Source organism: Jeotgalibacillus marinus (assembly GCF_040801915.1).
Classification (GTDB): Bacteria; Bacillota; Bacilli; order Bacillales; family Jeotgalibacillaceae; genus Jeotgalibacillus; species Jeotgalibacillus marinus.
Map to the genome: position 1 here is coordinate 64,821 of NZ_JBFMIA010000003.1, position 22,706 is coordinate 87,526.

Below are 22,706 nucleotides of genomic sequence, written 5' to 3' on the forward strand. Positions count from 1 at the left end.
CTACCAGTTTTCAAGAACAGACATGTAAGTTATGCGTACCAGCCACCGTTCACTGACAGCACGTGGGACGTGACGTAACTGGCGTCATCACTCACTAGATACACAACGGCTCCTGCCACTTCAGATGGGTTTGCCATCCGACCATACGGGATGTCATTTTCAATCCATTGACGGTCAACATCATCAAAACGGGCAAGCATCGATGTATCAACCGCTCCTGGGGCAACTGCATTCACTCGAATACGAGAGGGTGCAAGCTCCTTACCAAGCGCTTTAACAAATGCTATTTGCGCTCCCTTTACAGCTGAGTACATTACTTCATTCGAGGCACCCGTTTCACCCCATATAGATGAAAGAAACACGATAGAACTTTTTTCTCTTCGACGCATATCCGGCAAGAGAGCGCGAATCAAACGGGCCGGCTGGAACAAATGAGCATTCCATAGCTTTTCCATTACATCATCTGACGTCTCCTCTAGTAATCCTTCAAACGCCATGCCACCTGCGTGAATAATCGAGTCCACTGCTCCAACTACTGAGATGAGATGATCGACACTTTCCTTTGTGGTTAAATCAGCCTGTATAGGGAAAATGTCCTCTTGCTTCCCGAGTTCTTTTATAAGCGTCAAAATCGCCTGCTCATTTTGATGAAAATGTGCGTATACAATCCATCCATCACGAACAAGTTTTCTGACAATAGCCCGACCAATACCCCCGCTTGCACCAAGCACAAGAACGGTTTTACTCAATCGCCTCTTCATCCTTTGGCAAAATAAAGAAGCTAGTCATATGATCTTGTTGTGCTAAATCAGCTAAAGCTGATGAAATGTCTTCAATCGTTAATGTTTCAAGCGTTGGAACTGCGTTAAATAAATCCATCTCGTTAAAAGCATATCGCGTAAACTGATTAGCAATGTATTCAGGTGAATTTAAGGAACGTAAAAAAGCACCAATATTTTTCTTTTTCACAGAGTCAAGTTGTTCATTTGTAATGGATGAAGCGTTTCCTTCTTCCCTCAATATGGTTTGAATTGTATTGGCTAATTTTTTTGGTTCTCTTGTGTTTCCACCAATAAGCGCAAAACCGTATCCTTTTTCTTGAGAAAAATCGAATGAAAAGCTATCGTCAATTAATCCTTCATCATATAGACGAGTATAGTGAGGTGATGTACGACCAAACAACACATCAAGTGCTGTATTTACTGCCAGCTCTCTACGAAGCAAGTCCAAACCAGTTAACTCTACATTTGTTGCTTTTAATCCCACCATACACTTGGGCACTTGGACATCCATCTTAAGTTCGTGATGTTCTCTTTTCACATGCGATGGTTCCTCTTCAAACTTCCGCTCAATTGGCGCTTGAGCTTCGTAGTTCTTTCCTTGTTGATCTTCTCTCACTTGCTTCATAATCTCTTCAGGATCCACTGAACCAACTACAAATAACAACATATTTGATGGGTGATAAAAGGTGTTGTAACACTGGTAAAGGTGATCTTTTGTAATGTCAGTAATTGATTCTATTGTGCCAGCAATGTCCACTTTAACAGGATGATTGTGGTACATATTTTGGATCGTTCCAAAGTACAAACGCCAATCCGCGTTGTCATCGTACATCGTAATTTCTTGACCAATAATCCCTTTTTCTTTTTCAACCGTTTCTTTTGTAAAATAGGGCGCTTGAACAAAATCAATCAGCGTTGTTAAGTTTTCTTTTACATGTGATGTACTTGAAAATAAGTATGCTGTTCGTGTAAAAGATGTAAAAGCATTTGCTGAAGCTCCGTATTCACTAAAGCGCTGAAAAACATCTCCATCTTCTTTTTCAAACATTTTATGTTCTAAAAAGTGAGCAATACCGTCTGGAACTTTTACAAAGTCCTTTTCACCAAACGGAATAAATTGATCGTCAATCGAACCATATTTGGTTGTGAACGTTGCGTATGTTTTGCTAAAATCTGTTTTTGGAAGAATATAAACAAGAAGCCCATTATCCATTTTCTCAAAATAAAGTTCTTCATTTAATTGATCAAATCTCTTTTTCTCCATCTTAGGCTTCCTCCTTCCCAGTTAACACATAAGTCGTATCAAGTTGAACTTTTTGTGCTACATCCACAATTGATTTCTTGGTTGTCTCATCAATTTTGGAAAACCATTCATCAATCGTCAAGTTTGTACCTGCTACTACACCTTGGTACAGAACTTCCACGATCCCTCTAGCCGCATCTAGTGTTTCAAGCATTTGATTTTTCATCACCGCACGTGTTTGAGAAACTTCTTTGTCAGAAATGTCTCCTTGTTGAACCGCAGTAAGCTGTTCTTGAATAATCGTCTGTGCGCGATCTATTTTACCAGGATCCACACCTGACATGATTAGAATCAAGCCCTTATGGCTTTCAATTCGACTCGCTGCATAATACGCTAAGCTCTCTTTTTCGCGAACATTAATAAATAGTTTCGAGTGAGGAAATCCACCTAAAATGCCGTTCATCATTACAAGTGGGATGTAGTCGTCATCTCCATATACAGTACCTGTTCGATAACCTATATTAAGCTTTCCTTGTTTTACTGATTGCTTTTCTACAATTTTCTTTGGTTCTTCCTTTTGAGTATACGTTGCTTTTTCTCTTGGGAGAGGTTCGCGAACACTAAATGATAGTTTGATTTCGCATTCTTTCACAACATTGCTCTCTTCTATGTCTCCGACGATATAAAGATCAATTGTATCTTCAGCCATCATGCGTTTGTACACTTCATATAATTGCTTCGGTGTAATCGAATCAACTTCATCAATCTCGCCGTTTGGATAAAGCGCGAATGGCTCACCTTCACACATTTCTTCAATTAAACGTTGTGAAGCATAGCGCATTTTATCATCGCGCGCTGTTTCTAATCGTTGTTTTAAGGAGCGTTTTTCTTGTTCTACAATTTTTGATGAAAAGCCTTCGCCTTCTAAAAGCGGGTTAAATAACATCTCCGCTAGCACATCAACCGCTTCTTTTGTCAATGGTGTGTTGTCTTGTAAATAACGCTCATTTGCCACATCCACTGAAAAACTCAAAATGTGTGATTCACCTTTTTTACTCACATCTACACTTGCATTCATCCCATATAGATCATCAAGATGAGTGCGAAATGTTGCAGTTGTGGGCCATTTTTGTGTTCCACTTTGAAGAACATACGGTAACAGAGCTCTTGCTGTTACGTCTTCTTTTCGTAAAGGTGCTCGAAATTTAATAACCATCAGATTCGTTTTAAATTGTTTTGTTTGAATGGTATGGATCGATAATCCTTGATGTTTCACCGTTTTCGGTTCAATCGTCATCGCTTCGCTCCTTCTGGCAGCTGAACTCACCGCCACCTCATCATAGTATTTATATTCCATGTGTTCACTATACATTCTATGTACTTGTAATCTCAAGTTTAGATATACAAAAAGCCGGCTAACATTAGCCAGCTTTTTTGTCGATCGTTTACTATCGTTTACCTTTTATATATGGCGTGCCAATTGCTTTAGGCGCATCAGCTCGTCCGATAAATCCTGCAAGTGCAAGAATCGTTAGGATATATGGTGCTGACAGTAGAGCCCAGTTCGGCACGTCAGAAAGTAATGGGAAACTTCCCCCTATAATTGCTAAACTTTGTGCTAAACCAAAGAATAATGCAGCACCCATCGCACCTAGTGGATGCCATTTGCCGAAGATCACCGCAGCCAATGCGATAAATCCTTGTCCAGTGATTGTACCTCCACTAAAATCTTGTGAAATAGTTTGTGCATAAACACCACCACCGAGTCCCCCAAGAACTCCGGAAATAAACACCGCAATGTAACGCATTTTAAACACGTTAATCCCCATCGTATCAGCTGCAAGCGGGTGCTCGCCAACTGATCGTAGTCGTAACCCAAAAGGTGTTTTAAACAGTACAAACCAGGCAATAATCGCAACAATAATCGCGAGGTACGATGTTAAATAGTTATTAAAGAACATCGGCCCGATAACCGGAATATCCGATAAAATAGGAATTTGGGTATAATACATCGGTACAGGAATTTTCGCCGTTTGGCCAGCACCATACCAAGCTTTGACTAAAAATACACCAAGTCCAACTGCTAAGAAGTTGATTGCGACACCACTAACAACCTGATTAGCGCGGAATGTAATCGATGCAACTGCGTGTATCAAGGAAAACAATCCACCAATTCCCATTGCCGCTAGTAGAGCTACCCAAGGAGTTGCAGCTCCAAATGTTGAGGCAAATGTTAGGTTAAACACGACTGCAGCAAAAGCACCAATAACCATTAAGCCTTCAAGACCAATATTTACAACACCTGAACGTTCAGAGAACACGCCACCAAGAGCAGTTAAGATAAGTGGGGCTGATGCGAAGAGCATGGATTTAACCAAAATTTCGAATGCCGACACGATATCCATTTAATTCGCCCCCTTTTTGAAACGTCTTAACAAGTACGCAATAATATAACTTGAAGCCACAAAGAATATAATAATCGCAATAACGATTTCAACTAATTCAGTTGGTACACCAGATTCTAAAGGCATAATCAATGCACCTTGCTTTAAAATACCGAATAGTGCAGCAGCTAACACAACTCCAATAGCTATATTTCCACCAAGAAGGGCAACCGCGATTCCGTCAAAACCAACCCCGGAAAACGAATCATGAATAAATCCATAGCCGAATGTTCCAAGTCCTTCCATCGCACCAGCTAGTCCTGCAAATGCACCGGAAATGACCATTGAAAGAACAATGTTACGATTCACGTTCATACCTGCATATTCCGAAGCATGTTGATTCAAGCCGACAGAACGTAATTCAAAACCACTTGTTGTTTTTTCTAAAATCACCCAAAAAACGATCGCTCCTGCGAGTGCTAAAAAGATTCCATAATGCAGCGTTGAATAATCTGTTAACGTTTCTAATAAGGGAGACTTTAAAGATGCAGACTCTGGAACTCTTTCCGTTGTATTTTGTTCATCTGAAATAACATATCGAATTAAGTAATTAACGAAATGTAAAGCGATGTAGTTCATCATAATGGTTACAATTACTTCGTGAACACGTAATCGGGCTTTTAATATACCTGGAATAAACGCCCAAAGTGCTCCTGCTAGCGCACCAGCTAAAACCGCCATTGGTAAGTGAATAATTTTTGGTAGATCAAACGCTAACCCCACCCACACAGATGCAGTCCACCCAACGAGTAATTGACCTTCAACCCCAATATTAAAAAGTCCTGTACGAAAAGCAAATGCAACGGCAAGTCCTGCAAAAATGTAGGGTGTAATTTGTCTTATCGTCTCACCTAGATAAAAGCTATCACCCACTGCACCTTTAATGAGTGCGCCATAACCTTCAATTGGGTTAAAGCCAGAGACGCTCATGACAATTGCACCAACAATTAGACCTAAAAGGACAGATATAATTGGAATTAGAATCGTTAGTACACGATTAGACATGCGTATCTTCACCTGCTTCCTTTCTCTTCGATCCTGCCATAAGAAGACCTAACTCTTGCTCAGTCGTTTCTTTCGGATCCACGATCGCTACGATGCTTCCTTCATAAATAACCGCGATGCGATCACTAACATTTATAATTTCATCCAATTCAAATGATAATAGGAGTACCGCTTTTCCTTTATCACGTTGGTCAATTAAACGTTGATGGATAAACTCAATAGCTCCCACATCAAGTCCGCGTGTTGGTTGTGCAGCAATCAACACGTCTGGGTTCCGGTCAACTTCCCGACCTATAATTGCCTTTTGCTGGTTACCGCCCGAAAGTGCCCGTGCTTCCGTCCATTCTGAAGGTGTTCTCACATCAAATTCAGCAATTAGTTTTTTCGCTTGCTTATTGATCTCTCGATTGTTTAGCATACTTCGCTTCGAATAAGGAGATTGATAGTATGTTTGGAGGAGCATGTTGTCCCCAATTGAAAAATCAAGCACGAGGCCGTGTTTATGACGATCTTGAGGAATATGTCCTACTCCAGATTCAGTGATTTTTCTTGGTTTTAAAGATGAGAGTTCCTTGCCGTTCAATTTGATTGAACCTGAACTTGACTTTTTAAGGCCTGTAATCGCTTCGATCAATTCAGATTGTCCATTGCCATCTACCCCAGCAATTCCAACGATTTCTCCAGCACGTACTGTTAGGTCCAGATCTTTTACTGACATCACACCACGAGAATCTTTGACATTCAATTTAGCGATGTCTAGAACTGTTTCTTTCGGTTGTGCTGGTGTTTTTTTTGTGTTAAAAAGAACTTCACGACCAACCATTAAACTAGCAAGTTCGTTAGGTGTTGTACCTTCAACGTCAACTGTATCAATTCCAACACCTTTACGGATAACTGTCACTCGATCACATACTTCTATTATTTCTTTTAGCTTGTGTGTAATTAAAATGATCGATTTCCCTTCTTTAATAAGCGTTCGGAAAATTTGTGTCAGTTCATTTATTTCTTGAGGTGTTAATACAGCTGTTGGCTCGTCAAAGATTAACATTTCTGCTCCGCGGTACAGTGTTTTCAGAATCTCAACTCGTTGCTGCATACCGACTGAAATGTCTGAAATTTTAGCGGTAGCATCTACACGTAATCCATAACGATCAGAAATTGCTTGAACTTCCTTTTCTGCTTTTTTCATATCAATCGTAAGTCCTTTTTTTGGTTCAATACCGAGGACAATATTTTCAGTTATAGTAAAGGATTCAACTAACATGAAATGTTGGTGAACCATCCCTATGCCAAGTTCATTAGCCACATTCGGGTTGGTGATATGTACCTTCTTACCTTTCACTTTAATTTCACCTTGTTCTGGCTGATAAAGACCGAATAAGACATTCATCAATGTTGATTTACCAGCGCCGTTTTCTCCTAACAGCGCATGAATTTCCCCCTTTTTAAGTTGTAGCGTAATATTGTCATTCGCTACAATGCCAGGGAATTCTTTGCGGATGTTCAGCATCTCGATAACATAATCCATCCGGTATCACTCCTTCTATGATTAAGAAGTCAGTGGATTGATGTCCGACTTCTTTTATTAGTACCATTCACTTATTTGATCAAAAATGCTAAATGAAAACGAGAAGTATGCTTCCCTTTTTCAGTTAGCATTTTTTGAAATTCACATAGTGCCTTCACATAAAATAAAAATAGATGTCATCTAGTACAACCGCTTTTCGTTCTTCATTTTTTAAGAATGAAATAGAGAGAACATCAGGCCGGAAGATACCGGCCATCCATTCCCATTTGCTTTTGTATTATTCCATTGTTAATGGAACGTCAATTTCACCATCAACAATTTGTTGTTTGTAGCTTTCTACTTCATCAAGAATTTCTTGAGAAAGATTCGTTTCAGCGACTAAAATTCCTTCTTCTTCGATTCCGTACTCAATTACTTCTCCACCTGGGAAGTCGCCTTCCATTGCACGTTTCGAAATATCTTGTACAGCAACGTCAACGCGTTTAACCATTGAAGTAAGTGTTACGTTGTAATCTTCACCCTCAACTGTAAGTGCACCCTCTTCTTCTTGGTCACGGTCCACTCCGATAACGAAGATTTCACGTTCTGGTTCTTGTTGCTTAAGATTTTTAGCTTCAGTGAATACACCAGTACCTGTTTCACCTGCTGCGTGATAAATTATGTCAGCTCCGCCACCGTACATAGATGCTGCCAGTTGTTGTCCACGTGCAGCGTCACTAAAACCTCCAGTAAGGTTAATGTCTATTTCAGCATCTGGATTAACCGCTTCTACACCCGCTTTAAAGCCTGCTGCGAATTTGTTAATTAAATCTGAATCAGTACCACCTATAAAGCCAATTTTATTTGTTTTCGTTTGCAATCCTGCTGCAACACCTACAAGGAAAGAACCTTCGTGATCTGTGAATGTGATGGAAGCGATATTATCAAGTTCTGCAACTGCGTCAACAAGCGCAAACATTGTATCTTCTTCTTGTTCAGCAACTTGCTTGATTGGTTCTTCAAGTAAGTATCCAATTCCGAAAACAAGGTCGAAATTGTTTCGTGCTGCCGTCTTAAGGTTTGTTACATAGTCAGCCTCGTTGTTTGATTGGAAATAGTCGTATCCGCCAACACCTTTTTCAAGGTCATAATCAGCTCCCAAAGCCTCAAGACCTTCCCATGCAGATTGGTTGAATGATTTGTCATCCACGCCCCCAGTATCTGTTACCATTGAAACTGAGAAGTCACTCGTTTCTCCAGTAGAAGCATCGTCTCCTCCACCGTCTTTATCCGCATCATCAGTACCACATGCTCCAAGAATGGTTCCTGCAGCTAAAAACATTGATAGTGCTAAACCAAATTTACGTTTTTTCATTTTCAGTTACCTCCTAAATAATTTTCGTGTATTAGTAGGAATGGTATTACGAATTAAACACGCTTGCGAACGACATGAAAACTGAAGCTGTCTGCCCTGAAATAATTCACAGAGTACAAAATCGGCTGATCCTCTTCATCAAAATGAAGCTGCTTAAGGACAAGAAGTGCTGTTTCTGGCTCACAACCTAATATAGGAGACACCTTTTCGTGGTAACCAACAGGCTCAATGTGTGTTACAGCATGTGAGATTAAAAATCGCCCGTTCTCTTTCAAAAACGAGAACATAGACCCATCTTGATGGGTAAAGGATGTCGGCAACAACGAGGCTGGCATTTTGTCTACGCAATACACGACTGGATCTCCACCCGCTGTTCTAACACGCTCGATGACAGTTAATTCGTCTTCTGGTGTACAATCAAAACGGGTCAGATCTTCATCTGTAGGGCCTTGACTGGTTGAGCTTAATAAAACTGTACCTGGTTCCATGCCAGCTTGCTTAATCATATCTGTCACACTGTATAATTGCTCAATTCCAGATGTGAAAAGCGGCTTTGCACAGACAAACGTACCCACTCCATGGCGTCGAACGATCCGATTCTCTTCTTCTAGTATTCTAAGTGCTTCTCGCAATGTTGCACGGCTTATACCAAGCTTACGAGAAAGATCAAATTCAGAAGGGAGACGTTCTTTTTCTTTATAGATACCCCTATCGATGTCTTTTTTAAGACGATCAATCACTTGGAGATAAAGGTGTCTATTATCTGTTTTGATTGTCATGACCGGAACCACCACCAATTTTTTTGAGACATCAGACATCTGATGTATATCATCCCTACTAATCGAAAATACTATAACACTTTATAAAATGAAAAGGAATAGATTCATAGATTTTAATCAAAATATTTTTATAATTCGGTGCAATGATGTTGAAAGTATAACAAAAATAACAATATTTACTAAATATAATATCTTTTAATGGTATATTTGTAAAATAATATAACTTATTCTATTTTTTCTCTTGATCACTAAAATAATGAAAGCGATATCAATAGTATAACTCATTTGTTGGTAAGTGTAATTTTAGGAAAGTACTTATTGGATTGGGGGACTATTTGTGTGGAGTAAAGAAAAAAGAACAGCAAGGGACTGGTCTCTGCTGTTCTTTTTATTAATTATTGATTCAGGTCTTCGGCTTGTTTTGACACAAGCACGGTTCTAGGCTTACTTCCTTCATATGGACCAACAACACCACGCTGCTCCATTGCATCTATGAGTCGCGCTGCTCGTGTGTAGCCTACTCGGAACCTACGCTGTAACATTGAAACCGATGCCGTTTGCATATCGACGATGAGTGCGACAGCTTCATCGTACAACTCATCATCTACTTGTTCCATTGATGCTTCTGGAATATCGTCTGGAATCATTTCCTCTTGATATTGTGCTTTTTGCTGCTCAATGACAAAATTAACGACGTCTTCTACTTCTTGATCACTTAAAAACGCACCTTGGACACGTACGGGTTTATTCGCACCGATCGGCATAAAGAGCATGTCGCCTCTTCCTAACAACTTTTCTGCTCCACCCGAATCTAAAATGGTACGAGAATCAATTTGTGATGATACTGCAAACGCAATTCGAGAAGGGATATTCGCCTTAATGACGCCCGTAATCACATCTACAGAAGGTCTTTGTGTTGCAATGATTAAATGAATCCCCGCCGCACGTGCCATTTGAGCAAGTCTTGTAATAGCATCTTCTACTTCATTGGACGCAACCATCATTAGATCGGCTAACTCGTCTACGATCACAACAATGTAAGGTAATTGTGGCTGCTTTTCTGCATTTTTATCATTATGACGTCGAATGTGTTCATTGTAGCCTTCAATATTTCTCGTTCCCGAATGTGAAAAAAGGTCATAACGACGTTCCATTTCACTCACCACTTTTTTAAGCGCTTGTGAAGCTTTTTTTGGATCTGTTACAACGGGCGCCAATAAATGAGGCACACCATTATACACATTGAGCTCAACCATTTTTGGATCAATCATCATTAGCTTCACTTCATGTGGTTTTGTTCGCATTAAAATTGAAATAATAATCCCGTTGATACAAACACTTTTCCCGCTTCCTGTCGCGCCAGCAACGAGTAGGTGAGGCATCTTATTTAACTCTGCAACAAGTGCTTCTCCGGTAATATCTCGGCCAAGTCCAATCAACAGTTTAGATGAATCACGTTCCTTCCCTTGTGCCTCGAGTACCTCACGTAAAGAAACCATTGCTACTTCTGAGTTTGGTACTTCGATGCCGATAGCTGACTTTCCTGGAATCGGCGCCTCAATTCGAATATCTTTTGCAGCTAACGCAAGCGCAAGGTCATCATTTAGACTAACTATTTTACTTACTTTCACACCAACATCAGGGTGAACTTCATACTTTGTAACAGCAGGACCTAAATGCACCTGCGTCACTTTTGCACGTACACCAAAACTTTGAAATGTTTTTTCAAGCTTAGAAGCATTACGCTGAATAGCTTTATATTCATTACTTTGATCAGCATGAGGAGGCATCGACAATAGATCGATCGTAGGAAGCTTGTAATCTTTGTTTTCCACTACTGCAACTCCAATTGTTGAATCAACAATTTCCTCAACTTCTACCTTTTCTTCAGTGGGTGTTGTTTTTTTCTCCTCAGTAGAATTTGGTATTTGAGGCGGGATCGTCACTTTCTCAGCAAAACTTGAAATTAGTGGCTCGAAAGAATCTTCCTCACGTGGATAAATGACTTCATCGTCCAAATCTCCGTTGTCATTCTTTTGTTCAACTTTTACTGCCTTCCCTGAACGTCTTGCAATTTGATCAGCTTTTTTCTTCTCTTTCTTTTGTTCAGCCTTCTCACGTCTTTCTTCCATAAGTGATACCCACGAATCTCTTACCCACTGTACGATTGTTGATAGAGCAGATCGCACAACCGAACCAAGCGATCTTCCAGACATCATGATAATCCCAGCAATGAAAATGGTAATACTGGCAATCTTTGCTCCTGTTGAAGCAAATAAAAAGTAAAAAGTAGCATAAAGAAGCGCACCTGTCATCCCTGCTCCCACATTCGTTGTACCACTTTTCATCAACTCTTCATGCGTTTGACGAAATGCACTAGATGATTGCAAACTTGCTGTATCTAAAAGTTGATCAAACAGCAGAACATGGGAAAAAAGAAAGACACTGCTCATCACAAAGTAAAGTCCGACAGCAATCCTGTGTTTGAAATTAGGAATGGCACGATAGATCACAAGATAAAAAGATATCACGATGACAGTAATCGGCAACAGTAATTTAAAATTGCCGAAGATGTATGTTGCAACATTCATTAAACCTCTACCGACTGGTCCAAGTTGAAAAAGGGCAATAAGCGCAAGCGCAATGAGACCGATTCCAAGTAATTCATATGTAAGTGGGGCTGTTTTCTTCTTTGAACTCCTTTTTTTTGCTGGGGTCCTCTTTTGTTTAGCGGACGATTTTGATTTTTTTGCCACAAGATCACCTACTCCATTAACGAAATTGAAAAAAGAAAGCAGACAACGAGGCTGCCTGCTTTTCCTTTTTTCACATAACTTATCATTGCATCCTGCTTCGAGATGCTAGCCGCTCGAGATCACAAGTCAATCACTGCCATAGCGTCAGGGCAGAGCTCGCCGTGTCTTGTCACCTTATACGGCCTCTTTTACCTTCGTTTTAGACTTCCATTATAATCGGCAAAATCATTGGTCTTCTTTTTGTTTTTGTGTACAGAAGATGATTCAATGAATCACGAATTTCTTGTTTGATGCTTGACCAGTCAAACGTGCGGTTTTCCACATTCTTCTCAACAATGTTGCGTACAAGTGTTGTAGATTCTTCCATTAGTTTTTCTGATTCACGCACATAAACAAAACCACGAGAAATCACTTCTGGACCTGCTGCGATCGATTTTGTTCTTCGGTTCAACGTGACAACAACAAGCAATACGCCGTCTTGAGATAGTAATCGACGGTCACGAAGGACGATATTTCCAACATCGCCAACACCTTTTCCATCAATCAGTACATTGCCCGTTTGAACACGACCGCTCATTTTCATTTTTCCGCCTTGATATTCAACAATGTCTCCCTTATCCGCAATGAAAATATTTGAACGAGGGACGCTTGTCTCTTCCGCAATACGCGCATGGGTTATTAAATGACGATACTCTCCTTGAATGGGGATAAAGTACTTTGGTTTCATTAAGTTAATCATCATTTTCAAATCTTCTTGGCTACCGTGCCCTGAAACATGAACATTTTTTCTTGCTGTTAGTACGTTTGCACCCGCTCGTGATAATTCATTTATCGAGCGATACAAATAAACTTCCATTCCTGGTGAAGGAGTGAATGTAATTAAAACCGTGTCGCCTTCTTGGATGTTGATTGCTTCATGCGTTTGATTCGCCATGTTTTCCATTACTTTAAACGGCTCATCGTGTGTTCCGGATAAGATAATAACGATTTCATCATCTTGGTATTGATCAATGTCAGCAAGTTCAATGCGTGTTTCTTCGTCATATGTCAGATACTCTAATCGAGATGCCACGTTAACGACTTTTTCAACTGCTTCACCAATCACTGCAACTTTACGTCCTGTTTTACTAGCAACGTCAAATACTTGCTGAATACGAATCAAGTTTGACGCATAGCATGTAACAATGATACGTCCCTTTGCTTTATTAAAGCTTGAAGCTACATGGTTACAGACAACTGACTCAGAAGTTGCATGACCAGGACGTTCTGCTTCTGTACTATCTGAAAGCAAAGCAAATACACCTTTTTCACCTAGCTTGGCCATTTTACCGATATTAGAAGCGTAGGCACCTTTAGCAGATTGATCAAATTTAAACTCACCTGTATGTACGATTGCACCTTCAGATGTATGAATAGCGATACCAAGTGAATCTGGTATGCTATGCGTTGTTGCAAAAAACGTTACGTTCACGGTATCAAACTTCATGTTACTTTTTTCGTGTACAACAAAGAACTTAACTCGTTCTTTAAAGCCATATTCCTTCAATCCAGCTTTTGCTAAAGCAATCGTCAGCTTAGAGCCATACACAGGCGCTTTCACTTTTTCAAGCAAATATGGAAGTGAGCCGATCGCATCGTCATGCCCATGTGTTAAAAAGATCGCTTTCACTCGGTCATTATTCGTTTCAAGATAGTTGAAGTCAGGAATGACGATATCGATTCCGTACATTTCTTCTTCTGGAAACATCAATCCAGAATCAATCACAAATAAATCTTCGTCTACTTCAATGACGTACATATTTTTACCAATTTCGCCTACTCCACCGAGTGGGATGATTTTTATTTTTTCATTTATTACTTTAGCCAATCCCGTTTCCTCCTATAAATCTTATTACCCATTCTTTCAACAGTTGTGTTCATTATACTTGATCGCAGTCAAACTGTACACGTTAATAAAACACAGCCATACAAATTGACTTGCTTTCCTAGGCTTTGCGAGCCTCTTTCACTTTTGTATGTACAAATGAAAATCATCCAAGCTAGGCACAGCTTAGATGATTTCGTATATCTTTAATGGTTTACTTGTTGATTAAATCGTTCTACAATCTTGCGGAGAGAGGTTATTTCTTCTTTAAGTAAAGGCACGAGTGGTAATCGTAATCCGCCACATGAAACGCCTTTATCAGCCAACGCAACCTTTACTGGTGCTGGGTTTGGCTGAGCAAAAAGAGCTCTTGTTAAAGGTAATAGCTGCTGATGCAATAATGCTGCTTCTTTAAAACGACCTTCTTTAAATGCAGCGATCATCTGTTGCATCTCGTTTCCTGCAATGTGAGAAGTTACAGAAACTATACCATGACCACCAATAGCAAGTAACGGCAAAGTCAGCCCGTCATCACCACTATAAACGAGGAAATCGTCACCAGTATTCGATAAAATATCTGTCATTTGATCCAAATTACCACTTGCTTCTTTAACTGCAACGATATTATCGATTTGTGCCAAACGTTTGATTGTTGCTGGCATAATATTAACTGCTGATCGCCCAGGAATGTTGTAGATCATTATCGGCAAGTCGACAGCCTTTGCAATCGCTGCAAAATGCTGATACAAGCCTTCTTGATTTGGTTTGTTATAGTAAGGCGCAACGAGCATTAACGCATCTACACCTGCTGTTGCTGCTTTTTGTGACAAGTCAATCGAGCCTTGTGTATTGTTGCTACCTGTTCCTGCTATCACAGGAACACGGCCATTTACCACGTCCACCACGTGCTTGAATAGCGCAGTTTTCTCATCGATTGAAAGGGTTGGTGACTCACCAGTTGTACCTCCAACGACAAGAGAGTCTGTGCCATTTTCTAAAAGATAATTCACTAAATTTGTTGTTAACTCAAAATCGATCGTCCCTTGGTCTGTAAATGGGGTAACCATCGCGGTTGAAACAAGTCCAAAATCCATGTTGTTCACTCCTGTTTGCTCAAAGTTAATGATGGTGTCAAAATAAATTGTTCATGTAAGCGTTTTTGTGCTGCATCTGCATGTTGTTCATCCACAAGGACCCAAAACGTCATATGGCTATCTGCCGTTTGTAAAATCTGAATATTATGGCGAGTTAACGTTGTCACAATTGTCGAAGTAATTCCAGGCTTTCCTTTCATCCCTTCTCCGATCAATGCAATTTTTGCAACATGGTCAATGATTTCCGGCTTAAAACCTTTTTTCTCTAAAATTGATTTCACGAATTTTACGGCATAACCTTCAATCGTGAACCTCACTTCATTAGGATGGATGGAAATAAGATCAATACTGATTCCTTGCTCAGCTACAATTTGAAAAATACGATCGTAATCATGAGCTGATACGCGAACTTGAGCAAGGTCCTTAATTGCAGAAATCGATTGAATTGCACGTTTAGCATTATATTCTTTCTGTTGTCCAACCCACGTCCCAATGTTTCCAGCTAACGGCCCAATCCACAGTGGAATGCGATAGCGTTTTGCCCATTCAACTGCATTTGGATGAATGACTTTTGCTCCTTGGTATGCTATATGGCACGCTTCATCGTAGGAAATAGAATGGAGGGTAGTTGGAGCATCCACTACGGTAGGATCACCACTCATGACCCCATCTACATCCGTATAAATGTAAATAGAGTCTGCTCCAACGCCACAAGCTAAAGCAGATGCCGTGGTGTCACTTCCACCACGACCAAGCGTAGTTAATTTACCATCTTGCCTTATCCCCTGAAAGCCTGTAACTACGACAACATCAACTTCTTTAAACGCGTCTATAATTGGCTGTGCACTCACCTTTTTAATTGATGCTTGACGAAATTCATCATCCGTTAAAATTTGCGCTTCGCGTGCTGTCATCACTTGGCATGGAACCCCTTGACTAGCTAACTCGTGCGAAAACACAACAGCTGAAATAACTTCACCACAAGACAGCAATAACGATTGTTGCTCATCTGAAATAAGCATTTGTTGATTTGGATCAATCAATGAAAGCAGTGTATCCGTCGCATAAGGGTCGCCAAAACGCCCTTGCGCTGACACAACGACAATTGATTTACGACCATCATTGACTGCATCTTTTACCCGTGTCACTGCTTTCTGTCTTAAATCATTCGTTGTAAGAGAGCTTCCACCAAACTTTTGAACAACGATGCTCATTACAGCACTCCTCTCTTTCATTCAGAGTGAGAAGACTAGACGAGTTTCAGCTTAAGTAAACTTTCTGCAATTTGTACAGAATTCCATGCAGCACCTTTTAATAAATTATCTGATACGATCCATAAATGAAACCCATTTGGCTCATCTAAATCTTGGCGTACACGACCAACAAAAACTTCTAGCTCACCAGCTGACGTACTTGGCATTGGGTAAATTTGCTCATGAGGAGAATCTTGTAAAACAACACCTGAAGCTGATTCTAATAGCTGGTGCATATCAGCCACGTTCTTTCCTTCTTCATCCACTTCAATATAAACAGACTCTGAATGTCCCGTTTCCACTGGTAAGCGCACACATGTTGCCGACACTTTCAAAGAAGGCATATGCATGATTTTCTTTGTTTCATTGATCATTTTCATTTCTTCAAACGTATATCCGTTTGAATCAAATACATCGATTTGAGGAACAACGTTGAATGCGATTGGAAAATGATGATCTGCACCCTTTACTGGAAGAATTTTCGCTTCAGGTTTTTCACCATTTAAGATTGATTGTGATTGATTTTTCATTTCATCAATTGCATGAACTCCCGCTCCAGAAACAGCTTGGTAAGTCGAGACAACCACTTTCTTCAGTCCCATTGCTTGACGAATCGGTTCAAGCGCAACCACCATTTGGATCGTCGAACAGTTTGGATTGGCGATAATGCCTTTGTGGTCTTGAAGATCTAGCTCATTTACTTCAGGTACGACAAGAGGGACATTTGGATCCATACGAAACGCACTTGTATTATCAATCACGATAGCTCCATGCTCTACAGCAGCAGGCGCCAATTCTTTCGATACACTTCCCCCTGCTGAGAATAAGGCAATATCTACCCCTTTAAATTTATCTGGTGTCGCTTCTTGAATCGTCACCGATTGACCGTTATAGCGAAGTGATTGTCCTGCTGAACGTGCAGAGGATAAGAGCGTTAGTTTTTCAATAGGAAATTGACGTTGCTCCAAAATCGACAACATTTGTGTGCCGACTGCTCCAGTTGCTCCTACAATTGCTACATGATACTTTTTCAAGATAAGTCCCCTTCCCGCTTCTATCCATTGACGTATTACACAGATAAAGCACTAGTGTGTGTTTTTTTATACGTCACATTGTATCATCTTTCTTCTTGATATCTCAATCTCTTTTACTTTGTATTTTTTCTTTTAACACTGGTTGAACCTGTCGACCTTGCAATGCAGCTAGAATCGTTTCAGGTATATGCTCCATATGTGCGACAAGCGAGTTTGGTTTATAGATCGGGTCGTCCTGGCCATATGGTACAAAGTAAATGTTTTTAGTGGCCATAAGACACATCACATTTACTCCGTTTAATCCAAGACCATCGTTCGTTGAAATAGCGATGACAACGGGTTTGCTATTTCGTAGCGTCGCTTTTGCTGCCATCAAAACAGGCGAATCGGTTAGCGCATTAGCAAGTTTACTTAATGAATTTCCTGTTAAAGGAGCGATGACCATACAGTCAAGCGGAATTTTCGGTCCAAGTGGCTCCGCATCCACGATTGTTCGGATACTTTTATTTTTTGTGACCTCTTCAATTCGCTGAATCCATTCTTCACCCTCGCCAAATCGCGTGTTCGTTTGTTGCATTGTGAAGCTTACAACAGGTTGAACATCTGCTCCAAGCTCCACAAGCTTTTCAATTTCGGGAAAAACTTCATGATACGTACAGTGTGATCCAGTTAAGCCAAAACCTATGCGTTTTCCTTTAAAGGTCATGATCGTCCTCCTGATGTCCGTTTTTTTCGCGGTCGTTCATGCGCTTTATAATACTAGATGCTAAAATTAGACCTGCTGTTTTTGGTGCAATTAATCCTGGTAAGCTTGGTGCGTCGATATAGCGGAAACCAAGTAAATCCGCCTTTTGTTGATCAATCGCTTTTGGTCCAGAAGCCAGTTCAATTATTAAACAGTTGCGCGACATGCTGTTTATGACGTCCTGTGGGAAAACTTTCTCTGAGGGAATCGTGTTAATCCACGCATCACAATGAGGAAGACGATCACCCAGATTTCGCAAATCAAGTGGTTTCATACCCATCTCTACTATGCGTGCCTTTTCACTACTGCTTGCCGTTCCACAAATAACATTCGCTCCAAGTGCTTTTAAGGTTCGTGCAACCGTCATTCCCACCCGACCAAAACCTGTGACAAGCATAGTAGCTCCATGAATTGTATGATCGGTATGTTGCAAAAGTAGCCATAGCACACCTTCAGCTGTCGGGATTGAATTCTGAATCGCAATCTCATCTTTATCCAATAAATAAATAACTTTTCTCTGCAAACTTTCCAGCCAAGTTGTTTTAATACCTGAAAATAACAAACATGATTCAGGAAGCTCGATCAAACGATCTCGATTGAGCGTCACAGATTTACTTGAAAACGAAGAGCGGACAGCACCTTCTTCCCCTACTCCACTTACGGGGAAAACAATGGCATCCAGCTCTTCATACGGTACTTCATCACAGTCTAGTTTCGTAAACCCTGGCTCTGTCATTGCTAACTGATCAAAGCCAACTAAATAAACATTCGCTCCACACAGCTGGCAGTGATGAGCGATTTCTTTCTGCCTTGCATCTCCTCCAACAATGGCTATGTCGTAGCCATTTAAGCTTGACGTTTCTCTCATCTAAGCTCACTCATTTCACTGGTCTTCGTTCTGTCCTATTGTATGTAGGATCGGCTCCTTCTGTGACGACGGTTGGTCATCGTCCTGATCAATTAAAATCATTTCGTCACCAATCGTACGAATTGACCGCCATGGAATCGCAAGTTCTTTTTGATTTTTTTGAAATGATGGCCATCGACCAAGAGGCACAAGAACCGCTTCAACTGCTCCTGTTTCAGGATTAAACTCAACATCCGTCTCCCCTAAAACTCCCATTCTTTCCGCACGCTGAATGTGAATAATTTCTTTTCCACTCAATTCACTTAGTTTCATTTCACTTCACTCTCCTTTGTTCATTATATGAAAAAAAGCCCGCATAATGAGTGCGGGCTTAAGGCTTTTCTGGATACTTCATAAGCAGTTATGCAAATGATTTAGGCTTCATTTCATTCGGGGAAATAAGTGATACAGCGAAATCATCCGTTAACACTCGTTCCGCTACGGCTTTAACCGATTTTTGGGTAACTGAGTCAATTCGATCAATCACTTCATCCATTGTACGATGGCTCTTTAGCATGAGTTCATTTTTCCCGTTGCGGCTCATGCGTGCATTGGTACTTTCTAAGCCGAGCATTAAGTTTCCTTTGAGCTGCTCTTTAGCAAAAAGTAATTCTTTAGTAGACATCCCCTCTTGTTTAAATGTAGAAAGGGTCGCTTGAATTGTTTCATATAAAGAATCTAGTTGTTCCGCACCCGTTCCCGCGTATACAGTCAACATTCCGCTATCACGATGCGCAGAATGATACGAGAATACTGAATACGCAAGTCCTCGTTCTTCACGCACTTCTTGGAATAACCTTGATGACATACTCCCACCAAGGACATTGTTCATGACAATTAAGCTATAACTATCTTCATGACCGATAGGTAAACCATCAAAGCCGATACATAGATGAGCCTGTTCTGTTTCTTTTTTCTTCATCTTCTGACGATTGTGGAACATAGGTGGTTCAATAGAATACTCTTTCGCTTCGCTGCTGGTATAGCTTCCGAAAAGCGCTTCCACTTCTTTGATAAACGACTCATCCACATTTCCCGCTATCGATACAACAATTTGATCTGGCGAATACATCTCGTACACATAGTTTTTTAACGCATCTTGGTCAAATGAACGAATGGTTTCTTCTGTTCCAATAATCGGATAACCTAATGCATGGGAGCCATACACAGCTTCACCTAAAAGATCGTGAACGATGTCATCTGGCGTATCCTCGTACATTTTAATTTCTTCTAACACAACATTCTTTTCTTTTTCAAGTTCTGTTGGGTCAAATGTTGAGTTAAAAAACATGTCTCCTAGTACATTTAATGCATGTAAGGCGTGGTTATCCATAACTTTTGCGTAGTAACACGTGTATTCTTTTGATGTAAAAGCATTTACTTGGCCGCCTATGCTATCAAATGCTTCCGCGATCTCACGTGCTGATCTATCTTTTGTTCCTTTAAAAAGCATATGTTCTAAGAAATGCGAAATCCCATTGTTCTCTTTTTTCTCATAACGAGAACCTGCTCCAATCCAAACTCCAATCGCGACAGAACGAACAGTAGGAATTGGTTCTAACACAATACGTAATCCATTTTGGCAAGTATGACGATTAATCATTAAAACATCTCCTTAAAAATTAAGCGTAGGTATACTAATCCCCCTACAACAACAAACTACCTTTCATTTTACTACTTTTGTCCATATATTTCATGTATTTTGGTTTATTTCATACTATCACTGTCTGAATATCAACCGTTTTAATACCACAAAAAATACCGACTAAAGAATTTTTTTAGTCGGTTTTCTATTACTTACTTAGATTGTTCTTCTTTTTCACGTTTTTCACGAATAACCGCTTTACGTGATAGGTTCACACGGCCTTGGTTATCAATTTCAGTCACTTTCACTTCAATTTCATCGCCAAGTTTCAGGATATCTTCAACCTTGTTTGTGCGCTCTTCTTGAAGCTCAGAAATGTGTACAAGACCATCTTTTCCGCTGAAAATTTCAACAAACGCGCCGAATTTTTCAATGCGTTTTACTTTTCCAAGATAAACTTGTCCAACAACGGCTTCACGCACCATGCTTTCAATAATTTCTTTTGCTTTTGCATTCATTTTAGAATCAGTTGAAGCAATGAATACTGTACCGTCTTGCTCGATGTCAATTTTAACACCTGTTTCTTCAATGATTTTGTTAATATGCTTACCGCTTGGTCCAATAACGTCACGAATTTTATCTGGATTGATTTTCAGTTGGATGATCTTCGGTGCATAATCAGAAAGCTCCGTACGAGGCTCTTTGATTGTGGCAATCATCGATTCTAAAATATGCAGTCTTCCCGCTTTTGCTTGGAGAAGTGCTTCTTCTAAAATCTTGTGCGTTAAGCCATCGATTTTAATATCCATTTGAAGAGCAGTTACTCCTTTAGCCGTACCCGCAACTTTAAAGTCCATGTCTCCAAGGTGATCTTCCATTCCTTGAATGTCAGTTAAAATTGTGTAATCTTCACCCGATTTAACAAGACCCATCGCAATACCAGCAACTGGCGCTTTCAATGGAACGCCCGCATCCATCATCGCAAGTGTACTCGCACAAATACTTGCTTGAGAGGTAGAACCATTTGATTCTAGCACTTCAGATACAAGGCGGATCGTATACGGGAAGTCTTGTTCATCAGGTAATACTTTTTCAAGTGCCCGTTCACCTAGCGCACCATGACCAATCTCACGGCGACCTGGTCCACGAATTGGGCCGGTTTCTCCAACACTAAACAATGGAAAGTTGTAGTGGTGCATGAATCGCTTTGATTCTTCCACACCAAGTCCATCAATAATTTGCACGTCACCAAGAGCACCAAGCGTTGCAATACTTAAGGCTTGAGTTTGTCCACGTGTAAATAAACCAGATCCGTGCGTTCTTGGTAACATTCCTACTTCAGAAGATAATGGACGGATTTCATCTGGCTTACGTCCATCCGGGCGAATTTTATCTTGCGTAATTTGACGGCGAACTTCTTCTTTCACCATTTTATCAAGCGCTTTTTTAACTTCTTTGATCGTTGCGTCATCCGCTTCTTCTTCATAAACAGCTAACACATCTTGTTTCACAGTAGAAATCGCTTCTTCACGCGCATGCTTTTCTTGTGTTTGAACAGCTGAATTTAGCTTATCTCCTGAAAGATCAGACACTCGAGATGCAACATCTTTATCTAGTTCACTTAACTTAATATCTCGCTTTTCTTTACCGGTTGCAGCCACAATTTCTTCTTGGAACTGGATCAATCGTTTAATTTCTTCATGACCAAACATAATCGCTTCTAACATCGTTTCTTCCGGCACTTCAAAAGCACCCGCTTCTACCATGTTGATTCCGTCTTTTGTCCCAGCTACGATTAGCTCCATTTGACTGTTGTTTTGTTGTTCAATCGTAGGGTTAATAATAAATTTATCATCAACAAGACCTACCATTACACCTGCAATCGGACCACCGAATGGAATATCTGATACAGATAAAGCAAGAGAAGAGCCCAACATTGCAGCCATTTCAGATGAACAGTTTTGTTCTACACTCATGACCATGCTCATGATTTGAACATCATTACGGAAGCCATCTGGGAAAAGAGGACGGATAGGACGGTCAATTAGACGGCTTGTTAAAACAGCACGTTCACTTGGACGACCTTCACGCTTAATAAACCCTCCAGGGATTTTCCCCACTGAGTACATGCGCTCTTCGTAATTTACCGTTAAAGGAAAGAAATCAAGCGGTTTTGGTTCTTTTGATCCTACTGCTGTGCTTAAGACAACTGTATCGCCATAGCGAATAAGTGCAGCTCCACTTGCTTGTTTAGCTAATTGACCAACTTCTACCGTTAATGTATGGCCAGCCCAATCCATGGAGAATATCTGTTTTTCTTGATCCATAATAAA

Annotated in this window: 18 protein-coding genes; all 18 read right to left on the bottom strand. The window is 40.4% G+C overall.

The window, feature by feature from the left end; all coding sequences use genetic code 11:
• Positions 1–29: 29 nt before the first annotated feature.
• The 18 genes from ymfI to pnp all read right to left on the bottom strand — a co-directional run bounded on the left by ymfI (position 30) and on the right by pnp (position 22,700).
• On the bottom strand, positions 30–749 hold the full coding sequence (ymfI, locus tag AB1471_RS05440; protein ID WP_367778721.1) for an elongation factor P 5-aminopentanone reductase: 720 nt from the start codon (positions 747–749) through the stop codon (positions 30–32).
• The gene (yfmH, locus tag AB1471_RS05445; protein ID WP_367778722.1) at positions 742–2,046 is read right to left on the bottom strand and encodes an EF-P 5-aminopentanol modification-associated protein YfmH; all 1,305 of its coding nucleotides are present in this window, start codon (positions 2,044–2,046) and stop codon (positions 742–744) included. The genes ymfI and yfmH overlap by 8 nt, the downstream gene beginning before the upstream one ends.
• Position 2,047: 1 nt before the next feature.
• Positions 2,048–3,322: an EF-P 5-aminopentanol modification-associated protein YfmF gene (gene yfmF / locus AB1471_RS05450; protein ID WP_367778723.1), complete on the bottom strand. Its 1,275-nt coding sequence runs from the start codon at positions 3,320–3,322 to the stop codon at positions 2,048–2,050.
• Positions 3,323–3,473: 151 nt separating this feature from the next.
• Complete coding sequence (locus AB1471_RS05455; RefSeq protein ID WP_367778724.1) at positions 3,474–4,430, bottom strand: ABC transporter permease; 957 nt, start codon at positions 4,428–4,430, stop codon at positions 3,474–3,476.
• Positions 4,431–5,474: an ABC transporter permease gene (locus tag AB1471_RS05460; RefSeq protein ID WP_367778725.1), complete on the bottom strand. Its 1,044-nt coding sequence runs from the start codon at positions 5,472–5,474 to the stop codon at positions 4,431–4,433.
• A complete protein-coding gene (locus tag AB1471_RS05465) occupies positions 5,467–7,002 on the bottom strand; it encodes an ABC transporter ATP-binding protein (protein WP_367778726.1) in 1,536 nt (511 codons plus the stop codon). Before AB1471_RS05465 ends, AB1471_RS05460 begins: the two co-directional genes overlap by 8 nt.
• A gap of 277 nt (positions 7,003–7,279) precedes the next feature.
• Complete coding sequence (locus AB1471_RS05470; protein ID WP_367778727.1) at positions 7,280–8,356, bottom strand: BMP family lipoprotein; 1,077 nt, start codon at positions 8,354–8,356, stop codon at positions 7,280–7,282.
• A 53-nt stretch (positions 8,357–8,409) separates the two neighbouring features.
• Positions 8,410–9,135, bottom strand: a complete 726-nt coding sequence (locus AB1471_RS05475; RefSeq protein WP_367778729.1) for a GntR family transcriptional regulator — start codon at positions 9,133–9,135, stop codon at positions 8,410–8,412.
• Positions 9,136–9,530: 395 nt separating this feature from the next.
• Complete coding sequence (locus AB1471_RS05480) at positions 9,531–11,891, bottom strand: DNA translocase FtsK (RefSeq protein WP_367778730.1); 2,361 nt, start codon at positions 11,889–11,891, stop codon at positions 9,531–9,533.
• 199 nt (positions 11,892–12,090) lie between these two features.
• Positions 12,091–13,758, bottom strand: coding sequence for a ribonuclease J (locus AB1471_RS05485; RefSeq protein WP_367778731.1), 1,668 nt, complete (start codon positions 13,756–13,758; stop codon positions 12,091–12,093).
• A 203-nt stretch (positions 13,759–13,961) separates the two neighbouring features.
• Positions 13,962–14,849 (bottom strand): 4-hydroxy-tetrahydrodipicolinate synthase, encoded by an 888-nt coding sequence (dapA, locus tag AB1471_RS05490; protein ID WP_367778732.1) that lies wholly within the window; start codon positions 14,847–14,849, stop codon positions 13,962–13,964.
• 5 nt (positions 14,850–14,854) lie between these two features.
• Positions 14,855–16,063 (bottom strand): aspartate kinase, encoded by a 1,209-nt coding sequence (locus tag AB1471_RS05495; protein WP_367778733.1) that lies wholly within the window; start codon positions 16,061–16,063, stop codon positions 14,855–14,857.
• A gap of 35 nt (positions 16,064–16,098) precedes the next feature.
• Complete coding sequence (locus AB1471_RS05500) at positions 16,099–17,139, bottom strand: aspartate-semialdehyde dehydrogenase (protein WP_437342338.1); 1,041 nt, start codon at positions 17,137–17,139, stop codon at positions 16,099–16,101.
• A gap of 100 nt (positions 17,140–17,239) precedes the next feature.
• Positions 17,240–17,842 carry a dipicolinate synthase subunit B gene (locus AB1471_RS05505; protein ID WP_367778735.1) on the bottom strand — a complete coding sequence of 201 codons (603 nt, stop codon included), beginning with the start codon at positions 17,840–17,842 and terminating at the stop codon, positions 17,240–17,242.
• On the bottom strand, positions 17,832–18,749 hold the full coding sequence (dpsA, locus tag AB1471_RS05510) for a dipicolinate synthase subunit DpsA (RefSeq protein WP_367778736.1): 918 nt from the start codon (positions 18,747–18,749) through the stop codon (positions 17,832–17,834). Before dpsA ends, AB1471_RS05505 begins: the two co-directional genes overlap by 11 nt.
• Positions 18,750–18,764: 15 nt before the next feature.
• Positions 18,765–19,061: a YlmC/YmxH family sporulation protein gene (locus tag AB1471_RS05515; protein WP_367778737.1), complete on the bottom strand. Its 297-nt coding sequence runs from the start codon at positions 19,059–19,061 to the stop codon at positions 18,765–18,767.
• A gap of 88 nt (positions 19,062–19,149) precedes the next feature.
• Positions 19,150–20,391 (bottom strand): M16 family metallopeptidase, encoded by a 1,242-nt coding sequence (locus tag AB1471_RS05520; RefSeq protein WP_367778738.1) that lies wholly within the window; start codon positions 20,389–20,391, stop codon positions 19,150–19,152.
• Positions 20,392–20,585: 194 nt separating this feature from the next.
• A complete protein-coding gene (gene pnp / locus AB1471_RS05525; RefSeq protein ID WP_367778739.1) occupies positions 20,586–22,700 on the bottom strand; it encodes a polyribonucleotide nucleotidyltransferase in 2,115 nt (704 codons plus the stop codon).
• Positions 22,701–22,706 lie beyond the last annotated feature (6 nt).